We start from the raw sequence: 17191 nt of genomic DNA, 5'->3' as shown, positions 1-17191 counted from the left end.
CATGGCGTCTGTAAATGCCTCCCACGACGATGACGAAGATGCAGCGGTGGACAGCATCAACATCACCCCATTGGTCGATGTGCTGATGGTGGTGCTGGTGATGTTCATCCTCACCGCCACGGCGCAGGTCTCGGGGATTCAGATCAACCTGCCCAAGGCCAGCGCTTCGGTGTCGTTGTCCGAGGCCAAGACCAAGGCGATTTCGGTCAACGACGGCGGTCAGGTGTTCCTCGATGCCTATCCGGTGACCCTGGCTGAGCTGGAAGAACGCCTGCGCATCGAGAAGGCGCAGAGCCCGGATTTTCCGGTGATCGTGCGCGGTGACGCGACGGTGCAATACCAGAAAGTCATCGAAGTGCTGGATCTGTTGCGCCGGCTCGAACTGTCCCAGGTCGGTCTTGTGACCGGCAAACCGAGTCAGGGCTGAGTCATGACTGCACAAATGCCCTTCGAGCCGCTGCCCGTGAAACGGTCGCCGTTGCGTTTTGTGAAATGGGGCGCCGGGCTGCTGCTCGGCGCCATCGCCGCGTATCTGCTGTGGCAGTGGGCCAACGACATGAGCGGCATTCGACGTGAAGCGCCGAAGGTGCCGACGATCATTCCGTTGCCGCCACCACCACCGCCGCCGCCGGAGAAACCACCAGAGCCGGAAACTCCGGTGGAAGAAAAAGTCGTCGAGCCTGAGCCAACGCCTGAACCGGAAGAGGTCAAGCCCGAGGAAGAAGCGCCGCCATCGCCGGCGGACGATCTGGCCAATCCGATGCAAATGGACGGCGACGCTCAGTCCGGTAACGACGCGTTCAACATCGGCGCGGGCAAGGGCGGCGGCATGGCTGGCGCCGGTGGCGGACGGCTGGGCACCGGGACTTACAGCCAGTTCCTCGCGTTCACCTTCCAGAAGCTGCTGCGCGAGAACCCTGATCTGCGCAACCTCGCGTTCACGTTGCAGGCCGATGTGTGGCTGAGCAGCGTCGGCGAGATCACCCGGGTCGAGCTGATCAAGTCCAGCGGCAACCCGGAAACCGATACCCAGGTACTGGCCGCGCTGCGCGGTGCGCCGGCCCTGAGCGAACGGCCGCCGGCCTCCATCACTTTGCCTGTGCGCCTGTCCCTGCAAGGGCGGCGTCCGGGTTAACCGAATTCATAAAGCTGTATGAAAAGGAGTTGTGTGCAGATGATTTCCAACGTGAATCGATTGTCCCTGGCGGTCGGCATGGTCATTGCGACCCTGGTCGGTCAGGCCGTGGCAGCGCCTGCGCCCTCGGAAAACGCCACGATCAATCTGATCCGCTTGCTGGTCGAGCAGGGCATTCTGAAACAGGACAAGGCCGACGCGCTGATCGCTCAGGCGCAGAACGAAGCGGCGCAGGCAAAACAGGCTGCGGCATCCACCGCCGTCGCGGCCGGGCCAGTTGCCGCGCCTGGCGATGTGCGGGTGCAATACGTGCCGGCCGCCGTGCGCGACCAGATCCGCGATCAGGTCAAAGCCGAAGTCATGGCCACCGCCAAACAGGAAAACTGGGCCGCGCCCAACAGCTTCCCGGAATGGGCTGCGCGCATCAGTTTCGACGGCGATATTCGTCTGCGTGACGAATCGCGCTACTACTCGGACAGCAACAGCAACGAAATCGTCGACTTCGCCAAGCTCAACAACAACGGCCCCTACGACGTCAACCCGAACAGCAGCACCAATCTGCCGCCGCTGCTCAACACCCGCGAAGACCGCACCAACCAGTTCCGCATTCGTGCACGTCTGGGCATGAAAGCGGAGATTTCACCGCAATGGACCGCCGGCATTCGTATCGGCACCGGCTCGGACAACAACCCGGTATCGACCACCCAAAGCCTCGGCGGCGGTTTCGCCAAAAAGGACATCTGGCTCGATCAGGGCTACCTGAACTGGAAACCCACGGATGAACTGACCCTGACCGGCGGGCGTTTCGCCAACCCGTTCATGTCCACCGACATGCTCTATTCCAACGATTTGAACTTCGACGGTGTGGCGGCGATTTTCGATCACAAACTCAGCCGCGACTGGGGCGTGTTCGGCACCGTCGGCGCGTTCCCGGTGGATTACACCAACGACACCGCCAGCAGCAACGGTTTCGACAAGGAAGAAAGCGACAACAAGTGGCTGTACGGTGCGCAGATCGGTGCCAAATGGGCGATCAACAGCAACAATCGCTTGAAAGGTGCGCTGGCTTACTACCGTTTCGACGACATTCAGGGCCAGCGCTCCAGCCCTTGCGAACCGTGGGCCGGCGCCCCGGGTTGCGACAGCGACGGCAGCCGCGCGGCGTTCATGCAGAAGGGCAACAGCGTATTCCTGCTACGTGACATCACGCCGAACCCGCTCAACCCGACCACCACGCCGCAGCCGCAATTCGTTGGTCTCGCTTCCGAATTCAATCTGTTGGACTTGAACATGGTGTGGGACGCCGACCTGCCAGAAGACTTCAAGTTGCGCAGCCAGGGCAACTACATCCACAACCTCGCTTATGACGAAGGCGACATGCGCAAGCGCTCGGCCGGGCAGATCGTCAACAACCTCGACAGCAATGGCGACATCGAAAGCGGTGCCAATGCGTGGATGGTGCAGTTCACCCTTGGCAGCGCGCTGGACCTGAAGAAGCAGGGCGACTGGAACATGTTCGCCGGCTACAAGTACATCCAGCCAGATGCCTTGCCGGACGGCTTCAACGACTCGTCGTTCCACCTCGGCGGCACCAACGCCAAGGGTTACTTCATCGGCGGCAACTACGGTCTGGCGAAGAACGTTTACGCGACGGGTCGCTGGATGAGCACCGAAGCGGTGTACGGCGCGCCGTTCGACATCGACGTCTTGCAGCTTGAGATCAACACGCGCTTCTAAGGCGCCGGGAGAGGGTGATGAAAATCCGCTTTTTATGGCTGGGGGTCGGCATGTTGATTGCCACCGGGGCAACTGCTGAAGGCATGGAAGAACGCCTGCGTACGCAATTGCGCAGCACCACGCAACAGTTGCAGGCCCTGCAAAGTCAGCAGGCCCAGGCCAGCGCCGCGCAACTGGCGGCGCAGAACGAAGCCAAGGCCGCGCAGGCGCAGATCAAGCAATTGACGGCGGAACTGGCCAAGGCCAAAGGTATTGCCGAGCAACTGGCCGGGCAGCAGCAAAGCCTGCACAGCCAGGCGCAGGCGCAAGTGGCGGCCAGCAATGAGCAGACCGGCAAGTTCAAAAAGGCTTATGACGAGCTGTTGGTGATGGCCCGTGCCAAAGAGGCAGAACGGTCTAAGCTTCAAGCGCAATTGGCTGAACGTGACACACAAGTGCAGCAATGTTCAGTCAAGAATCAGCAGATGTACGGCGTCGCCAAGCAGATCCTCACCGCCTACGAAAACATCGATGTGGCCGAGGTGATGAAGATTCGCCAGCCCTTCGCGGGCAGCGCCCGGGTCAAGTTCGATGAACTGGCCCAGGGGTTCGGTGACGACCTCTACAAGACTCAATTCGACGCGCCGCAAGCCGCGCTCGCACACTGATGAACAAGGAAGAAATAATGACTCAATTGATCAGCCACGTTTCCCCGCAATCCCTGACCGATGTCCTGCAAGCCGCCGGTTATCGCGTCAACCAGACCGAACAGAACGGCATCGTCCAGTTGCTCAGCGCCAGCCAGGGCATCGGCTACGCCGTGCGTTTCGGCAATCCGGCGGTGGAGCAGGGCAGCTTTGTCGATTTTACTTTCAGTTGTGCGCTGCGCGTGCAGGGTGAGTTGCCACAGGGTGTGGCCGAGCAGTGGAACGCGACCCGTCGCTTTGCGCGGTTGTCGTTGCAGGGCGAGTTTCTGGTGATGGAAATGGACGTGGTGGTCGCGGCGGGCGTGAGCAACGATCACCTGCGCGGCAATCTGGAACTGTGGGATCGTCTGTTGCAGGAATTCATTGTCTATCTGCGGGATTTCACCCAGAACGGCGCCGCCGCGCAGACCGCCAAAGTGGCCGTGGCCGAGCAAGAGGAAGTCGCGCTGTGAAAAAGCCTGCCATGGTGATCAGCGCCGCTGCGGTGGCGCTGTTGGTGGTGGCCGTGGCGTTGGCCGTGCGACCGGGCAGTGACCCGGTCGCCGCCCAGCAATCGTCGCCGGTGGCGGCGGTTGCTACGGGGCCGGCGGTGGCGCGGTTGGGCAATCAGCAAGTGTCGCCGGCCGAATTGCAGGCGCTGCTGGCGACTGTCGCGCCCGAAACCCGCGAACAGCTGCGCGGCAATCGTGAGGCGCTGGAGCGCTGGATTCGTACGCGGTTGGCCGAAAAAGCGGTGCTCGAACAAGCCGATGCGCAAGGATGGGCGCAGCGTCCGGACGTCGCGCAGCAGATGCGTGCGGCGACTGAACAGATTGTCTTCCGCGATTATTTGCGTTCGGTCAGCCAGGTGCCGGCCGAGTACCCGAGCGCGGCCGAGTTGCAGCAGGCCTATGACGCCGGCAAAGCCAACTGGCAGACGCCGGCGCTGTATCGGGTCAGTCAGATTTTCCTCGGAGTGAATGAGCCGCAGAACCTGGAAGCAGTGCGCAAACAGGCGGCGGAATTGAGCAAGAAAGCTCAGGCCGCCCCAGGGGAATTTGCTGCACTGGCGACGCAGTATTCGCAGGATCGTGTCACCGCTGAACGCGGCGGCGACACGGGGCTGCAACCGTTGCAGCAACTGGTGCCGGAAGTGCGCGGCGCGGTGGCGCGGCTCAAGGTCGGCGCAGTCTCCGACCCTGTGCAAAGCGCGGCCGGGTTCCATGTGATCAAACTCACCGAACAGCAACCGCCGCGAACGGCGACGCTGGACGAATTGCGCGATCAACTGACTCAGGCCCTGCGTGCCCAGCGGCAGGAGCAGATTGCCCAGGCGTATCTGGACGGCATGCTCAACACCGCGACCCTGAGTATCGACGGCGCTGAACTCAACAAGGTCCTTGAGGAAAAACTCTGATTTCACTTTCACCACAACCCCTGTGGGAGCTGGCTTGCCAGCGATAGCGGAATGTCAGTCTAGCGATGTTGAATGTGCCCACCTCATCGCTGGCAAGCCAGCTCCCACAGGTCCCTCACAGGGTTCAGATGTTTATCAAGTGCTGGAAGCCATCAAACAACAAAGATCGACAGGGAGTCATCGATGTCATTCACCGAACCCGCAGGACGACAGGGCAGCGCCGAATTTCGCTGGCCGCAGGGCAACAGCGAACCCTGGCTGGCGCAAGCCGCGACGATCGACGCCGAAGTCGCGCAATACTTTCTGGTCAGCGCCCGCTGCGGCTGCTTCATGCAGGCCGCGCGCAGTCTCAATGTGCGTTCGACCTTGTTGCGCAAGCAATTGGCGCAACTGGAGCAGGAGCTGCAACATACCTTGTTCAGCTTTCAGGGCAGCGCGCTGAGCCTGACCCGCGAAGGCCAGCAACTGCAGGCCAAACTGGTAGCGCTGGCCAACGAGCGCAAACTGCCGGTGGTCGAACAGCCGCTGATACGTCTGGCCGTCGCCGAATCGATCCTGCATGACATTCTCGGCCGTGACCTGATCGCGTTGCTGCGACGCAATGCCAGCGTACGTTTGGAGATCATCGCTCTCGACAGCGAATTGTCCCTGCGTGCGGTCAGCGCCGACATAGTCCTCTGGCTGGCCCACGGCGATTCCGCGCATCCCGGCCCGACCTTCGCCACCAGCGAGCCGCAACGGCTTGCGCGACTGGACTACCTGCCGCACATCGCCAAACGCTACTCCCGCGTCACCGCGCGCCCGGACAGCGCTGACGACCTCGCCGATTTCATGCTCGTGCAATGGCAGCACGACCGTCAGATCGACAGCTTCCGCCCTTGGAACAACCTCGTCGAACAACGTCTGGCCGGGGTGGTGCAGATGCAGTCCTACGAGCTGATGCTGGAAATGATCCGGTGCAGCGCTTGCATCGGTCTGCTGCCCATTTACATGAGCCGCTACGACCGTGGGTTGGTGGCATTGCCGGGGTTGTTCGAGGAGTCGATGCAGTTGCAGGCGTGGCTGGCGGTGAATGCCGAGTCGCAACATATCGCCGAAGTGCAGACGCTGGTGGAACTGATCCACCACACCTTCAACGAACGCCAGGAATGGTTCCAGAGCTGACCTTATTCCCTCTACGCCGACATTCCCTTGTAGGAGTGAGCCTGCTCGCGATAGCGGTGTGTCAGATTAATCAATTTCGACTGATACACCGCTATCGCGAGCAGGCTCGCTCCTACAAATATGTACCTATGGCAGACAACGTGTTGATCGGTTTAGAGTGGGCGGCCACACATCGATCACGGACAGATCCGCCATGCCCGAGCACACCCCTGCCATTCATATCGAGCGCTTCAACGAATCCCACGTCGAGGGCATCACTGCGCTGTACAACGACCCGGCCGTGACCCGGCAGGTGTTGCAGATGCCGTTTCAAGCCACCGAGATCTGGCGCAAGCGACTGATGCCGGACAACGAGCGCGTGGTGCAACTGGTGGCGCTGCACCAGGGCGTGGTGATCGGCAATCTGGGCCTGGAAAACTATTCGCGGATTCGCCGCAGTCACGCCGGCAGCGTCGGCATGGCCGTCGCGCAGGCGTGGCAGGGCAAGGGTGTGGGTTCGGCATTGCTGGCGGCGGCGCTGGACGTCGCCGACAACTGGATGAATCTGCACCGCGTCGAGCTGTCGGTGTACGCCGATAACGAGGCGGCCATCGGTCTCTACCGCAAGTTCGGTTTCGAGACCGAAGGCCTGTTTCGCGATTATGCGGTGCGCGACGGGCAGTGGGTCGATACCCTCAGCATGGCCCGTCTGCGCAACCGTCCGAAAGCCTGACTCAGTCGCCCAGCGCGAACGCCACCGCCGACTGCGCGTGCAGCTCGGTGGTGTCGAGCAAGGGCAGGGCGCTGTGTTCGGGTTTGATCAGCAGGCCGATTTCCGTGCAGCCGAGAATGATCGCCTGGGCGCCACGCGCCGTCAGCGACTCGATCACCTGTTGGTAGATCTTGCGGGATGCCTCGCTGATCACCCCGACACACAGCTCGTCGTAGATGATCCGGTGCACCTGCTGGCGTTCAGCATCATCGGGCACCAATACCGTCAAACCCTGGGCAATCAGGCGTTGCTTGAGAAAGTCTTGTTCCATGGTAAATGCCGTACCGAGCAAGCCGACCGTTCGCGCGTCAATTGCAATCGCGGCGTGCGCGGCCGGTTCAGCAATGTGCAGGAACGGAATGCTGATCGCAGCCTGAATCTGCTCGGCGACCTTGTGCATGGTGTTGGTACACAGCACCACGCATTCGGCGCCGCCGGCCTCAAGCCTGCGCGCGGCATCCACCAGAATTGCCGCCGCGTCTTCCCAGCGCCCGGCATGTTGGGCTTGTTCGACCGGGCCGAAATCGACGCTGTACATCAGCACTTGTGCCGAGCGCAATGGGCCGAGACGATCACGGACCTGTTGATTGGTGAGTCGATAGTATTCGGCGCTGGACTCCCAGCTCATGCCGCCGATCATGCCGATGGTGCGCATTGGACTTCCCTTGGTGATGAAGGTTGGGCTTGGGCAGAGTGTCCATTTGTTCGCAAGCGCATGCCAGTGCCAGGCAAACTGTACCGTTGATCCTTCTGCAAAGTGTCCCGGTGCCGGGTTCTGAGGTTTAACGTACGCCGGCGCTTCGATCTGTCACTATCGGAGAACGCAGGCTCACCGAGGAACGTACCGATGAACGACGTACAACAGCTGGGCGAAATGCTTCGTCACTATGCCGAGAGTGAAGCGCACAAGAAGCAATTGTTCGAAACGCAGTCACAGACCTGGGCAACCCGCATCAGCGAACTGTTCAGCCATATCCAGCAATGGCTGGAGCCGGTGCAGGCACCGAATCTGCTGGAAGTGAGCCGCGAGGCGTATGTCGCTTTCGGCCCGAGCACCCCGGTAGAGACTTCGACCTTCAAGACTGAAAAGCTGAGCATCGTGATCGCCGGCAAACCGGTGGAGTTCGTGCCCGACGTGATGGGCAGCGCGGGCCAGATTTCGCTGGCGGTGATGGGCCTGACGGCGGCGCGCTACGGCAGTATTTCGCTGGTGGGGTTGCCGAACGGCGAGTGGCAGTGGCGCAAGACCAATGGGCTGAAGGATCCGGATACGTTTGTGTTTGATGCGGATTTTCTGGCGCAGCAACTGCAGAGCCTGATTCCCCGCGACCGCACCTAGATCGCAGGGATTCACACATTTCCCAGTGTGAGCGAGCCTGCTCGCGAATGTGATACATCATTCAACATCGATGTCGAGTGATCTACCGTATCCGCGAGCAGGCTCGCTCCCACATTGGTTTTGGGTGACTTACATATCGAGGTTAATCCAGCCGGGTTTGGCTATTTCTGGCGCCACAGCCTTCACGGTTTTACCCGTGGCCAGCTCAACCCGCCGCGCCACCTCCGGATCATCGGCAAACGGCACCATGCTCGCATCCTCCAGACTCTGTGCGGTCTCCCGCCGCAGGCAGTACTCCACCGCCAGCCACAGAAAAACCACCCCCAACACATTGAAGAAAATATCCATATTCACCGGCTCCCTGTCTCAGGCGATCTGCGCTTCACGGTGGGCGATGGCCACATCGGCGACGCGTACCGTACGCCAGACGTTGTAAGCCATCAGCAACATGCCGCTGAGGAAGAACACCCCGCCGGCAAAACGCACGATGAACCCCGGATGACTGGCCTGCAGTGCCTCGACAAACGAGTAAGTCAGCGTGCCGTCTTCGTTGATCGCCCGCCACATCAGGCCTTGGGTGATGCCGTTGACCCACATCGAGGCGATGTAGAGCACCGTGCCGATGGTCGCCAGCCAGAAGTGCAGGTTGATCAGCGGCGTGCTGTACATCTGCTCGCGGCCAAAGACCTTGGGCACCATGTGATAGGTCGCGCCGAAGGTGATCATCGCCACCCAGCCGAGCGCGCCGGCGTGGACGTGGCCGATGGTCCAGTCGGTGTAGTGGGAGAGGGCGTTGACGGTCTTGATCGCCATCATCGGCCCCTCGAACGTCGACATGCCGTAGAACGCCAGCGACAGCACGAGGAAGCGCAGGATCGGGTCGGTGCGCAATTTATGCCAGGCGCCGGACAAGGTCATCATGCCGTTGATCATGCCTCCCCAGCTCGGTGCCAGCAGGATCAGCGACATCGCCATGCCCAGCGATTGCGCCCAGTCCGGCAGGGCGGTGTAGTGCAAATGGTGCGGGCCGGCCCAGATGTACAGGGTGATCAGCGCCCAGAAATGCACGATCGACAACCGGTACGAATACACCGGCCGATTCACCTGTTTCGGCACGAAGTAATACATCATCCCGAGGAACCCGGTGGTCAGGAAGAAGCCCACGGCGTTGTGCCCGTACCACCACTGCACCATGGCGTCGGTGGCACCGGAATACACCGGATACGACTTGAACCAGTCCACCGGAATCGATAGGTGGTTAACCACGTGCAACATGGCGATCACCAGAATGAACGCGCCGAAAAACCAGTTGCCGACGTAGATGTGTTTGGTCTTGCGCTGCACCACGGTGGTGAAAAACACGATGGCGTAAGCGACCCAGACCAAAGCCATCCACACGGCGCCGGAGAATTCGATCTCGGCGTATTCCTTGGTGGTGGTGTAGCCCATCGGCAGGGTGATCAGCATGATCACGATCACCGATTGCCAGCCCCAGAAGGTGAACGCGGCGAGCTTGTCCGAGTACAGCCGCACCTGGCAGGTGCGCTGCACCGCGTAGTAACTGGCGGCGAACTGCGCGCTGCCGGCAAAGCCGAAAATCACCAGGCTGGTGTGCAAGGGCCGCAAGCGACCGAAGGTGGTCCACGGCAAGTCCAGATTCATCTCCGGCCATACCAGTTGCGAGGCGATCCATACCCCCATCGCCATGCCCACGACACCCCAGAAAACCGTCGCGATAACGAATTGGCGGACGACCTTGTAGTTATAAGCCTGTCCGATTGTTGCTGTGCTCATGGTCAGTTCATCCACGGTTGCAAAGTCTTGCCAGGCCACCCGGTCTGGCATGGGTTGCACTGTAGAAACCCCACCGGAAACAAAACAGGCTCAGGAATCTTTCATTTATGCGGATCAGATTGAGGTACTGCCTGCGGCGTTCTGCCGCGTCCTGATACGGTTTTTATCGTTTCAGGTGAATCTGTTGCGTGCTGCGCCGTAGTGCCATAGTCCTCGCAAAATCTGTAGGAGTGAGCCTGCTCGCGATTGCGGTGTGTCAGTCGACATCTCTGTTGCCTGACACACCGCAATCGNGAGCCTGCTCGCGATTGCGGTGTGTCAGGCAACAGAGATGTCGACTGACACACCGCAATCGCGAGCAGGCTCACTCCTACAGGAATTGTGTGCGTCCTGATGAGGTGGCAGTTGCATGTACCAATACGATGATTACGACCGCGCACTGGTGTTCGAGCGCGTTGCGCAGTTTCGCGATCAGGTCGAGCGCTTCATGGCCGGGGAATTGAGTGAAGAAGAGTTTCTGCCGCTGCGTCTGCAAAACGGCCTGTACATGCAAAAGCACGCGTACATGCTGCGCGTGGCGATTCCCTACGGCACGCTGAGCGCCGGGCAGATGCGCACGCTGGCGAGCATCGCCGCTGATTACGACCGTGGCTACGGCCACTTCACCACGCGGCAGAACATGCAGTTCAACTGGATTGAACTGGCGGAGGTGCCGGACATCCTCGAACGTCTGGCCCAGGTCAACATGCATGCGATCCAGACCTCCGGCAACTGCGTACGCAACATCACCACTGAAGCCTTTGCCGGCGTTGCAGCGGACGAGTTGATCGACCCGCGACCGCTGGCGGAGATCCTGCGGCAGTGGTCGACGATCAACCCGGAATTCCTCTTCCTGCCACGCAAATTCAAGATCGCCATCTGCTCTGCGAAGCAGGATCGCGCGGCGATCATGATGCACGATATCGGCCTGTACCTTTACCCCGGCCGCGAGGGCCAGATGCTCCTGCGAGTGATCGTCGGTGGCGGATTGGGGCGCACGCCGATCCTCGGTTTGCAGATTCGCGACGGGCTGCCGTGGCAGCATCTGTTGTCGTATGTCGAAGCGGTGCTGCGGGTCTACAACCGCCATGGCCGGCGCGACAACAAGTACAAGGCGCGGATCAAGATTCTGGTCAAAGCGTTGGGTATCGAGGCGTTTGCCAAAGAAGTGGAAGAAGAATGGCAGCACCTCAAGGACGGTCCAGCGCAGCTCACCGATGGCGAATATCGGCGGGTTGCCAGCGCCTTCGTGCCGCCGACGTATCGGACGCTGCCGGATACCGATCTGGACTTCGGCACGCGCCTCGCCGAGAGCCCGGCGTTCGCCCGTTGGGTGGCGCGCAACGTGCAGCCGCACAAGGTGCCGGGTTACACCAGCGTGGTCCTGTCGACCAAGCCGGGCGGGGTCTCGCCGCCGGGCGACGTGACCGGATTGCAGATGCTGGCAGTCGCCGACTGGTCGGAGCGTTTCGGCTTCGGCGAGATCCGCATTGCCCATGAACAGAACATCGTCCTGCCGGATGTGCCGAAAGCCGATCTGTATGCCTTGTGGCAACTGGCGTGCGAGCGAAATCTGGGCAGCGCCAACGTTGGCTTGCTGACCGACATCATTGCCTGCCCCGGCGGCGACTTCTGCGCGCTGGCCAACGCCAAATCGATCCCGATTGCCCAGGCGATTCAGGCACGTTTCGACAACCTCGACTATCTGCACGATCTGGGCGACATCAGTCTGAACATCTCCGGCTGCATGAATGCCTGCGGCCATCACCACATCGGCAATATCGGCATCCTTGGCGTCGACAAGAACGGCAGCGAGTGGTACCAGATCACCCTCGGTGGCGCGCAGGGCAAGCACAGCGCACTGGGCAAAGTCATCGGTCCGTCGTTCAGCGCCGCTGAAGTGCCGCAGGTCATCGAGCGGATCATCGGCACCTTTGTGCGCTACCGCGAGAGTGAGGAGTTGTTTGTCGATACCTTGGCGCGGATTGGTCTGGAGCCATTCAAGGAGCGGGTGTATCCGAAAGCACTGGAGGTCTCGGCATGAACAATTTGCTGCGGCTGGAGCAGGGCGTGGCGCGGCTTGTGACGGATGATCCTTGGACATTGATTCGCGAGCCTTCAATGGCACGACCCGCAGGATTATTGATTTTGCCGTTGGCGCACTGGCTGCAATCGCCATCGACCCACGCGGTGTGGTTGGGGCCGGACGATGAAGTCGAAAGCCTTGTTCCGTGGTTGGCCTCGCTGCCCCTGATTGCACTCGACTTCCCGAGCTTTCGCGACGGCCGCGCTTACAGTCAGGCGTATTTGCTGCGCAGTCGTTTCGGCTGGGCAGGGGAGTTGCGCGCGATTGGCGATGTGCTGCGCGATCAACTCAGCCACATGCGCCAGTGTGGCTTCGACAGTTTTGCCGTGCGCGAGGACAAATCGGCTGAAGATGCGCTGAAGGGATTGGCGGGAATGAGCGTGCTGTATGGCCGCTCAGTCATCGAACCACGTCCGCTATTCCGTCGACGCTGAGTACGGAATTTACTCCCTGTGGTGTCTAACCTTGTGGTGAGGGGATTTAGCGAAACGTCGCACCGCCCCGATGGGCTGCGCAGCGGCCCCTAAACCTGCCAACTGGCTCTCGCAGCTCAACCGCGTCCGCCGGGTTTGCGACTGCTGCGCAGCCGATCGGGGATAAATCCCCTCGCCACAGGGTGTTACGCATGCAGGGGAAACCCTTACAACCTTCGCCGATCAGGCATTTTCCCTTGGGTCGATGATGGCCTTTTGTTAGAGTCGCCGTCGCCAGCGGGTTTTCGGCTGGACGATGGAACCGAAGAAGGGAGTCTGATCAGTGAGTCCGGGCAAGAAAATCCTCGGCCTCACAGCGTTTCTTTTGCTGCTGACGCTGTGGGCCAGTTACTTTTATGTATTCAAGGAAAACCGCGACGGCCAACTCGGCGGCGCGGGCGAAAGCACAGCGTGGTGCGGCACTCCGCCGACCAACGAAGCGGCGTTGCTGGGCAAGGATCAGTTGACCTTGCGCGTTACCAACAACCTGCGCGGCGAGTTCATGCTCAGCGGTTCGCTGGTGGTTTCCGAACGCACGTTCAACCGTTATGACCTGAGCCGCAACGAACTGCGCCTGCGTCTGGAACCGTTGCAGTGGACCTACGGGGCCACGCCGATCTTCCTTGAACAGGTCAAGGTGCAGCCACTGAGCCGCAACCTCTCGGCCACCAACAAAAGTGCTTACGCGGAACTGGAGCCACGCCCGATCGGCGTTCAGGGCCAGGTCACCGAGTTCCCGTTCGATACCTACCGTTATGGCTATAAACCGGTGCTTTATTACCTCAAGGGCAGCGAGCGCATTGACCTGCGCTTCAAGAACATCACCACGCTGATGGAGATGTCCAATACCTTCACACCGATCCAGAAGTACAACCGCGTCGACTACATCAACGAAAAAACCTCGATGATCCGCGACGAAGACTACAAGGCCTACGGCCCGCACGAATGCGCGTTCAGCGTCGAGCGCAAAGGTTCGTTCAAGGTGGTCGTGCTGATGCTTCTGCTGGTGCTGTGCCTGCCGTTGATGCTGGTGTTCTATCGTGACGCGCCAGGGATCGACTTCCTGGCCACGCTGGTCGGCGTTGCCGTGGTGCGAGGGTTGTTGATCGGGCCGGTGCAGGACTTCCAGCTATACAACATCGACTTCCTGTTTGGCGCGGCGATTCTGATGGTCGGGACGGTGTCGCTGATCAAGGCTATGCGCATCCACAGCCGACGCGAAATCGCCCTGCGCAGCGGCGAATCTTCCTGGTAAAACCTGAACCCTATAGGAGCTGCCGCAGGCTGCGGCAGCTCCTATAGGGGGTAGTGGATTACTTCAGGGCGGGATCGCCCATGTTCATTTTCTTCCAGCCCTGCAGCAGCACTTGCGCCTTCGGCTCCTTGCCGTTCTCAAGGTAATACTGCATCAACGACAGCCGCGCATTGCGATTCGCCGGTTGCACCTTGAACAGTCCCTCCAGCACCTCACACGCCTCATCAACCTTGCCACTGTCGTGCAGCGCCACCGCCAGCACATACCCGTATTGCGCGTTCTGCGGCTCCAGTTGCGCAGCTTTGTGCAGGGCAGTCATGGCCTCGGCGGTTTTGCCGGCGCGGATCAGCGACAGGCCGCGGGTGTGCTGCAACAGGGCTGCCTCCGGATGCTGCTTGAGACTGTCGTTGAGCAGCTGTTGTGCTTCCTGACCACGCCCATTGGCCTCCAGCCATTGCACCAGCGTCACCAGCGCCGGGTAGAAATCCGGGTCGCGTTTCAGGGCGCTGCGCAGCAGACCTTCAACCTCCGAACTGCGACCGCTGGCCTGATAGAGCATTGCCAGGTTCAGATTGGCCTCGGCGCGTTCCGCCAGGCTTTTTTGCACCGTTTCGTACTCGGCAATCGCCGCGTCCCAGTTGGCTTGCGCTGCACCCAACGTATTGTTGTGCGCGACACTCAGCAGATCTCTGGCCGCGACAATGCGCACGGCTTTCACCGGGTCAGCCAACAGCGGCGACAACAACAGCGCCCGCTCCGGCGGTGGCAGAAACGCGCTGATCGCTCGCACAGCACTTTCTCGTACCTGCGGCGCCGGGTTCTTCAGGTCCTGGGTTGCCAGTTTCAGCGCTTGTTCACTGGGGTACAGCGGCAGTTCCGCGAGCAACGTGACGCGCTGAATCGCTGGCAGATTGCTGCGCTGCAATTGCGCGTACAACGCGTCGGCAGCGCCGGGATGGCCGTTGCGGATCAGCCACAGGCTTTCGTCATAACGCGGGGCTTGCGGGGCAGTGGAAGCGTTCCATAACTTGAACTGCGCGGTGACCTTATCGCCAGCCTTGCCCTGATGACAGGTCAGACAGGCGTCCGGCGTGCCAAGCTTTTGCGCACGTTCCGGATCGGGAATGCTGAAACTGTGGTCATGACGGAAGTCATTGCCCATGTAGAACTTGCCCGGCATGTGGCAATCGACACACTGCGAGCCGGGCTGGCCCATGGTGTGGCGGGTGTGTTCGATGGAGTCGTAGTTCTTCGCTTGCAAGCCTTTGCCGTCGACCCCTTCGACCGCGGTCTTGCCGGCGGTGTTATGACATTGCAGGCACACCGCGTTGCCTGGTGCTTTCAGTTCGGTGCTGTGCGGGTTGTGGCAATTGCTGCAACGCACACCCTTGTCGAACATCTTGCTTTGCAGGAACGAGCCGTGTTCGAACACTTCATCCTTGATCTTGCCGTCCAGTGCATACAGCTCGCGGGTGAGGGTGCTCGGCAGGTAATCGTCCATCAGGCGTTTGCCGACGGTGTAGCCATCGCCCAGCGGCGCACGGCGCGCGTGGCAACGGGCGCAGGTTTCGATTTCTACGGTGGCGTTCTTGTCCTTGAGGTCGACATCGAAACCGGCGTGGATCAGGTCGGTTTTTTTCTGCGTCCATTCCAGATGATTTGATGCCGGGCCATGGCAGGCCTGACAGCCAACGCCGAGGCTGTTCCACTGACTGTTGAACGTGTTGCTGGCCGCATCGAAATTGCGCTTGTAACCGGTGGTGTGGCACTCGACGCACATGAAGTTGGCGTTCTGGCTTGGCTTGCTCCAGTGCAGCGGATTCTTGAAGTTGACGCCTTGGCCAGCATACAGATGAAACCAGCGGTTCTTCTCGGTATCCCAGGCAACGCCGAGCGCTTGCAGGCGTCCTTCGCCGACTTCGATCAGGTATTGCTGCAGCGGGGCGATGCCGAAGGTGTAGGCGACTTTGAAGTCGGCATTCTTGCCGTTGATGCCGGGCGTGTTGACCCAGAACTCATCGCCCTTGCGCGTAAACCGCGTGGTTTCCTTTTCAGCGTTGAACGTCACGTTACTGAAGTCGCCGAGCATGGTTTCGGCCGTCGCCGGTTGCATCGCCAACTGGTGGTGCGAGCCTTGCCAGTCCTTGACCTGTTCGGTGTGGCAGCCCTGGCACTGTTGCTCATCGACCATCGTTGCCGGTTGGCTCGCAATCACCGTCTGCGGTTTCGCGGGCGGGGCGACGGGCGTGCTGAGCGGGACTGGTTTTATCGGCGGCGGAGCTGGGCTGAACAGAAACCAGCCGATGCCCGCCACGGCGGCCAAGAGGACGCCGATGGTGATGGGGAACAAGTAGCGGGAAAGTGCGGATGGAGACGAATCAGGGTCAGGTTGTACGGTTTTATTTTTATGCTTGGGCATTGCGACTTCCGTAGTCCAGGTGCATTTGCCGTCTGGCGTGCGTTCAAGCTCGGTGCAGCTTTGCCGGATGCCCGGCGTCTGTCAAATGACACGTGTGAGGCGCCGCGCAGTCTTGCATGAATTTTGTGATTTCGAATCGCAATTGCCGAGGTTTTGGCTATACCTGTAGCACCCCCTCAAGCAATACATTCAGGCCTTCTGACAGGAGTTACAGCATGAAGCTAGCAGTAATGATGGGCACGCTCTGCATCGCCACCCTCGGCGTGGTCGGCTGCTCGAGCAAAACCGTTGCTCCCGATGAATACTCCGGGTTTCTCAAGGACTACAGCCAGCTCAAGGAGGCCAAGTCGCCGTCCGGCGCCGAAGTGATGCGCTGGATCGATCCGAAAGTCGATATCAACAAATTCACCAGCGTCTATATCGAACCGACCCAGCTCTATCCAAAACCGCAACCGACCACGAAGATTCCGCAGCAGACCCTCAACGGCATCACCAGCTATTACGATCAGGCACTCAAACGCGAAATCGGCAAGTCGCTGCCACTGGCCGCCGGTCCTGGCCCGGGGGTGATCGTGGTGCGTGCGGCAATCACTGCGGTGAGCAGCAAGACCGAAGGCCTCAAGCCTTACGAAGTCATTCCGATTGCGCTGGTGGCAGCAGCGGTCAGTACCGCTAGCGGCATCCGCGATCAGGAAACCACCCTGGCCACCGAAGCGGTATTCCTCGACGGCGGCAACAACAAAGTCGTCGCCCAGGTGGTGCGCAAAGGTACCGGTAAACCACTGGAAAACGATTCGCAAGTGATGAAAGCCAATGACGTCAAAGGCGTGATCGATGGCTGGGCTTCGGACTTGCATCAGTCCTACCTCAAACTCAAGGCGAAGTAAGATCCGGCAGCGGGATCGTTCAGGGTGAGC

At 60.5% G+C, this 17191-nt stretch carries 17 protein-coding genes; 13 read left to right on the top strand and 4 right to left on the bottom strand.

What is annotated here, in order from left to right; all coding sequences use genetic code 11:
* The first annotated feature begins 1 nt into the window (after position 1).
* The 8 genes from ACVVH8_RS15820 (at position 2) to ACVVH8_RS15785 (ending at position 6830) form a co-directional block, all read left to right on the top strand.
* Positions 2-427: an ExbD/TolR family protein gene (locus ACVVH8_RS15820; RefSeq protein ID WP_007915482.1), complete on the top strand. Its 426-nt coding sequence runs from the start codon at positions 2-4 to the stop codon at positions 425-427.
* Positions 428-430: 3 nt separating this feature from the next.
* Positions 431-1135 carry an energy transducer TonB gene (locus ACVVH8_RS15815; RefSeq protein ID WP_475224701.1) on the top strand — a complete coding sequence of 235 codons (705 nt, stop codon included), beginning with the start codon at positions 431-433 and terminating at the stop codon, positions 1133-1135.
* Between the two features lie 39 nt (positions 1136-1174).
* Positions 1175-2872 (top strand): putative porin, encoded by a 1698-nt coding sequence (locus ACVVH8_RS15810; protein ID WP_475224698.1) that lies wholly within the window; start codon positions 1175-1177, stop codon positions 2870-2872.
* Positions 2873-2889: 17 nt separating this feature from the next.
* The gene (locus ACVVH8_RS15805) at positions 2890-3519 is read left to right on the top strand and encodes a DNA repair protein (protein ID WP_475224696.1); all 630 of its coding nucleotides are present in this window, start codon (positions 2890-2892) and stop codon (positions 3517-3519) included.
* 17 nt (positions 3520-3536) lie between these two features.
* Positions 3537-4010, top strand: a complete 474-nt coding sequence (locus tag ACVVH8_RS15800; RefSeq protein WP_475224693.1) for a YbjN domain-containing protein — start codon at positions 3537-3539, stop codon at positions 4008-4010.
* Complete coding sequence (locus ACVVH8_RS15795; RefSeq protein WP_475224691.1) at positions 4007-4954, top strand: peptidylprolyl isomerase; 948 nt, start codon at positions 4007-4009, stop codon at positions 4952-4954. The genes ACVVH8_RS15800 and ACVVH8_RS15795 overlap by 4 nt, the downstream gene beginning before the upstream one ends.
* A 183-nt stretch (positions 4955-5137) precedes the next feature.
* The gene (locus ACVVH8_RS15790; protein WP_475224688.1) at positions 5138-6118 is read left to right on the top strand and encodes a LysR family transcriptional regulator; all 981 of its coding nucleotides are present in this window, start codon (positions 5138-5140) and stop codon (positions 6116-6118) included.
* A gap of 193 nt (positions 6119-6311) precedes the next feature.
* A complete protein-coding gene (locus ACVVH8_RS15785) occupies positions 6312-6830 on the top strand; it encodes a GNAT family N-acetyltransferase (protein WP_475224685.1) in 519 nt (172 codons plus the stop codon).
* A 1-nt stretch (position 6831) separates the two neighbouring features.
* On the opposite strand, the gene ACVVH8_RS15780 is transcribed toward ACVVH8_RS15785, so the two are convergent.
* Complete coding sequence (locus tag ACVVH8_RS15780; RefSeq protein WP_475224682.1) at positions 6832-7524, bottom strand: aspartate/glutamate racemase family protein; 693 nt, start codon at positions 7522-7524, stop codon at positions 6832-6834.
* A gap of 192 nt (positions 7525-7716) precedes the next feature.
* On the opposite strand from ACVVH8_RS15780, the gene ACVVH8_RS15775 reads away from it, so the two are divergent.
* Positions 7717-8208, top strand: coding sequence for a hypothetical protein (locus ACVVH8_RS15775; protein ID WP_475224679.1), 492 nt, complete (start codon positions 7717-7719; stop codon positions 8206-8208).
* Positions 8209-8337: 129 nt separating this feature from the next.
* On the opposite strand, the gene ACVVH8_RS15770 is transcribed toward ACVVH8_RS15775, so the two are convergent.
* Both ACVVH8_RS15770 and ccoN read right to left on the bottom strand, forming a co-directional pair.
* Entirely contained in the window at positions 8338-8556 is a 219-nt protein-coding gene (locus ACVVH8_RS15770; RefSeq protein WP_103302163.1) for a CcoQ/FixQ family Cbb3-type cytochrome c oxidase assembly chaperone, read from the bottom strand.
* Between the two features lie 18 nt (positions 8557-8574).
* A complete protein-coding gene (gene ccoN, locus ACVVH8_RS15765; RefSeq protein ID WP_475224676.1) occupies positions 8575-10002 on the bottom strand; it encodes a cytochrome-c oxidase, cbb3-type subunit I in 1428 nt (475 codons plus the stop codon).
* A gap of 409 nt (positions 10003-10411) precedes the next feature.
* Here ccoN and ACVVH8_RS15760 point away from each other — a divergent pair, with 409 nt between their 5' ends.
* From ACVVH8_RS15760 to ACVVH8_RS15750, 3 genes are all read left to right on the top strand, one after another.
* Complete coding sequence (locus tag ACVVH8_RS15760) at positions 10412-12085, top strand: nitrite/sulfite reductase (protein ID WP_475224674.1); 1674 nt, start codon at positions 10412-10414, stop codon at positions 12083-12085.
* Positions 12082-12561 (top strand): DUF934 domain-containing protein, encoded by a 480-nt coding sequence (locus ACVVH8_RS15755; protein WP_475224671.1) that lies wholly within the window; start codon positions 12082-12084, stop codon positions 12559-12561. Before ACVVH8_RS15760 ends, ACVVH8_RS15755 begins: the two co-directional genes overlap by 4 nt.
* A 322-nt stretch (positions 12562-12883) precedes the next feature.
* A complete protein-coding gene (locus ACVVH8_RS15750; RefSeq protein ID WP_103302160.1) occupies positions 12884-13855 on the top strand; it encodes a hypothetical protein in 972 nt (323 codons plus the stop codon).
* Positions 13856-13913: 58 nt separating this feature from the next.
* Here ACVVH8_RS15750 and ACVVH8_RS15745 read toward each other — a convergent pair whose 3' ends face one another.
* Complete coding sequence (locus tag ACVVH8_RS15745) at positions 13914-16274, bottom strand: tetratricopeptide repeat protein (protein WP_475224669.1); 2361 nt, start codon at positions 16272-16274, stop codon at positions 13914-13916.
* Between the two features lie 215 nt (positions 16275-16489).
* Here ACVVH8_RS15745 and ACVVH8_RS15740 point away from each other — a divergent pair, with 215 nt between their 5' ends.
* On the top strand, positions 16490-17161 hold the full coding sequence (locus tag ACVVH8_RS15740) for a DUF3313 domain-containing protein (RefSeq protein ID WP_103302159.1): 672 nt from the start codon (positions 16490-16492) through the stop codon (positions 17159-17161).
* Positions 17162-17191 lie beyond the last annotated feature (30 nt).

It is taken from the genome of Pseudomonas trutticola BRTCR10 (assembly GCF_056155105.1).
The sequence above is the reverse complement of the archived record's forward strand: the minus strand, read 5'-3'. Positions and strand labels throughout refer to the sequence as shown.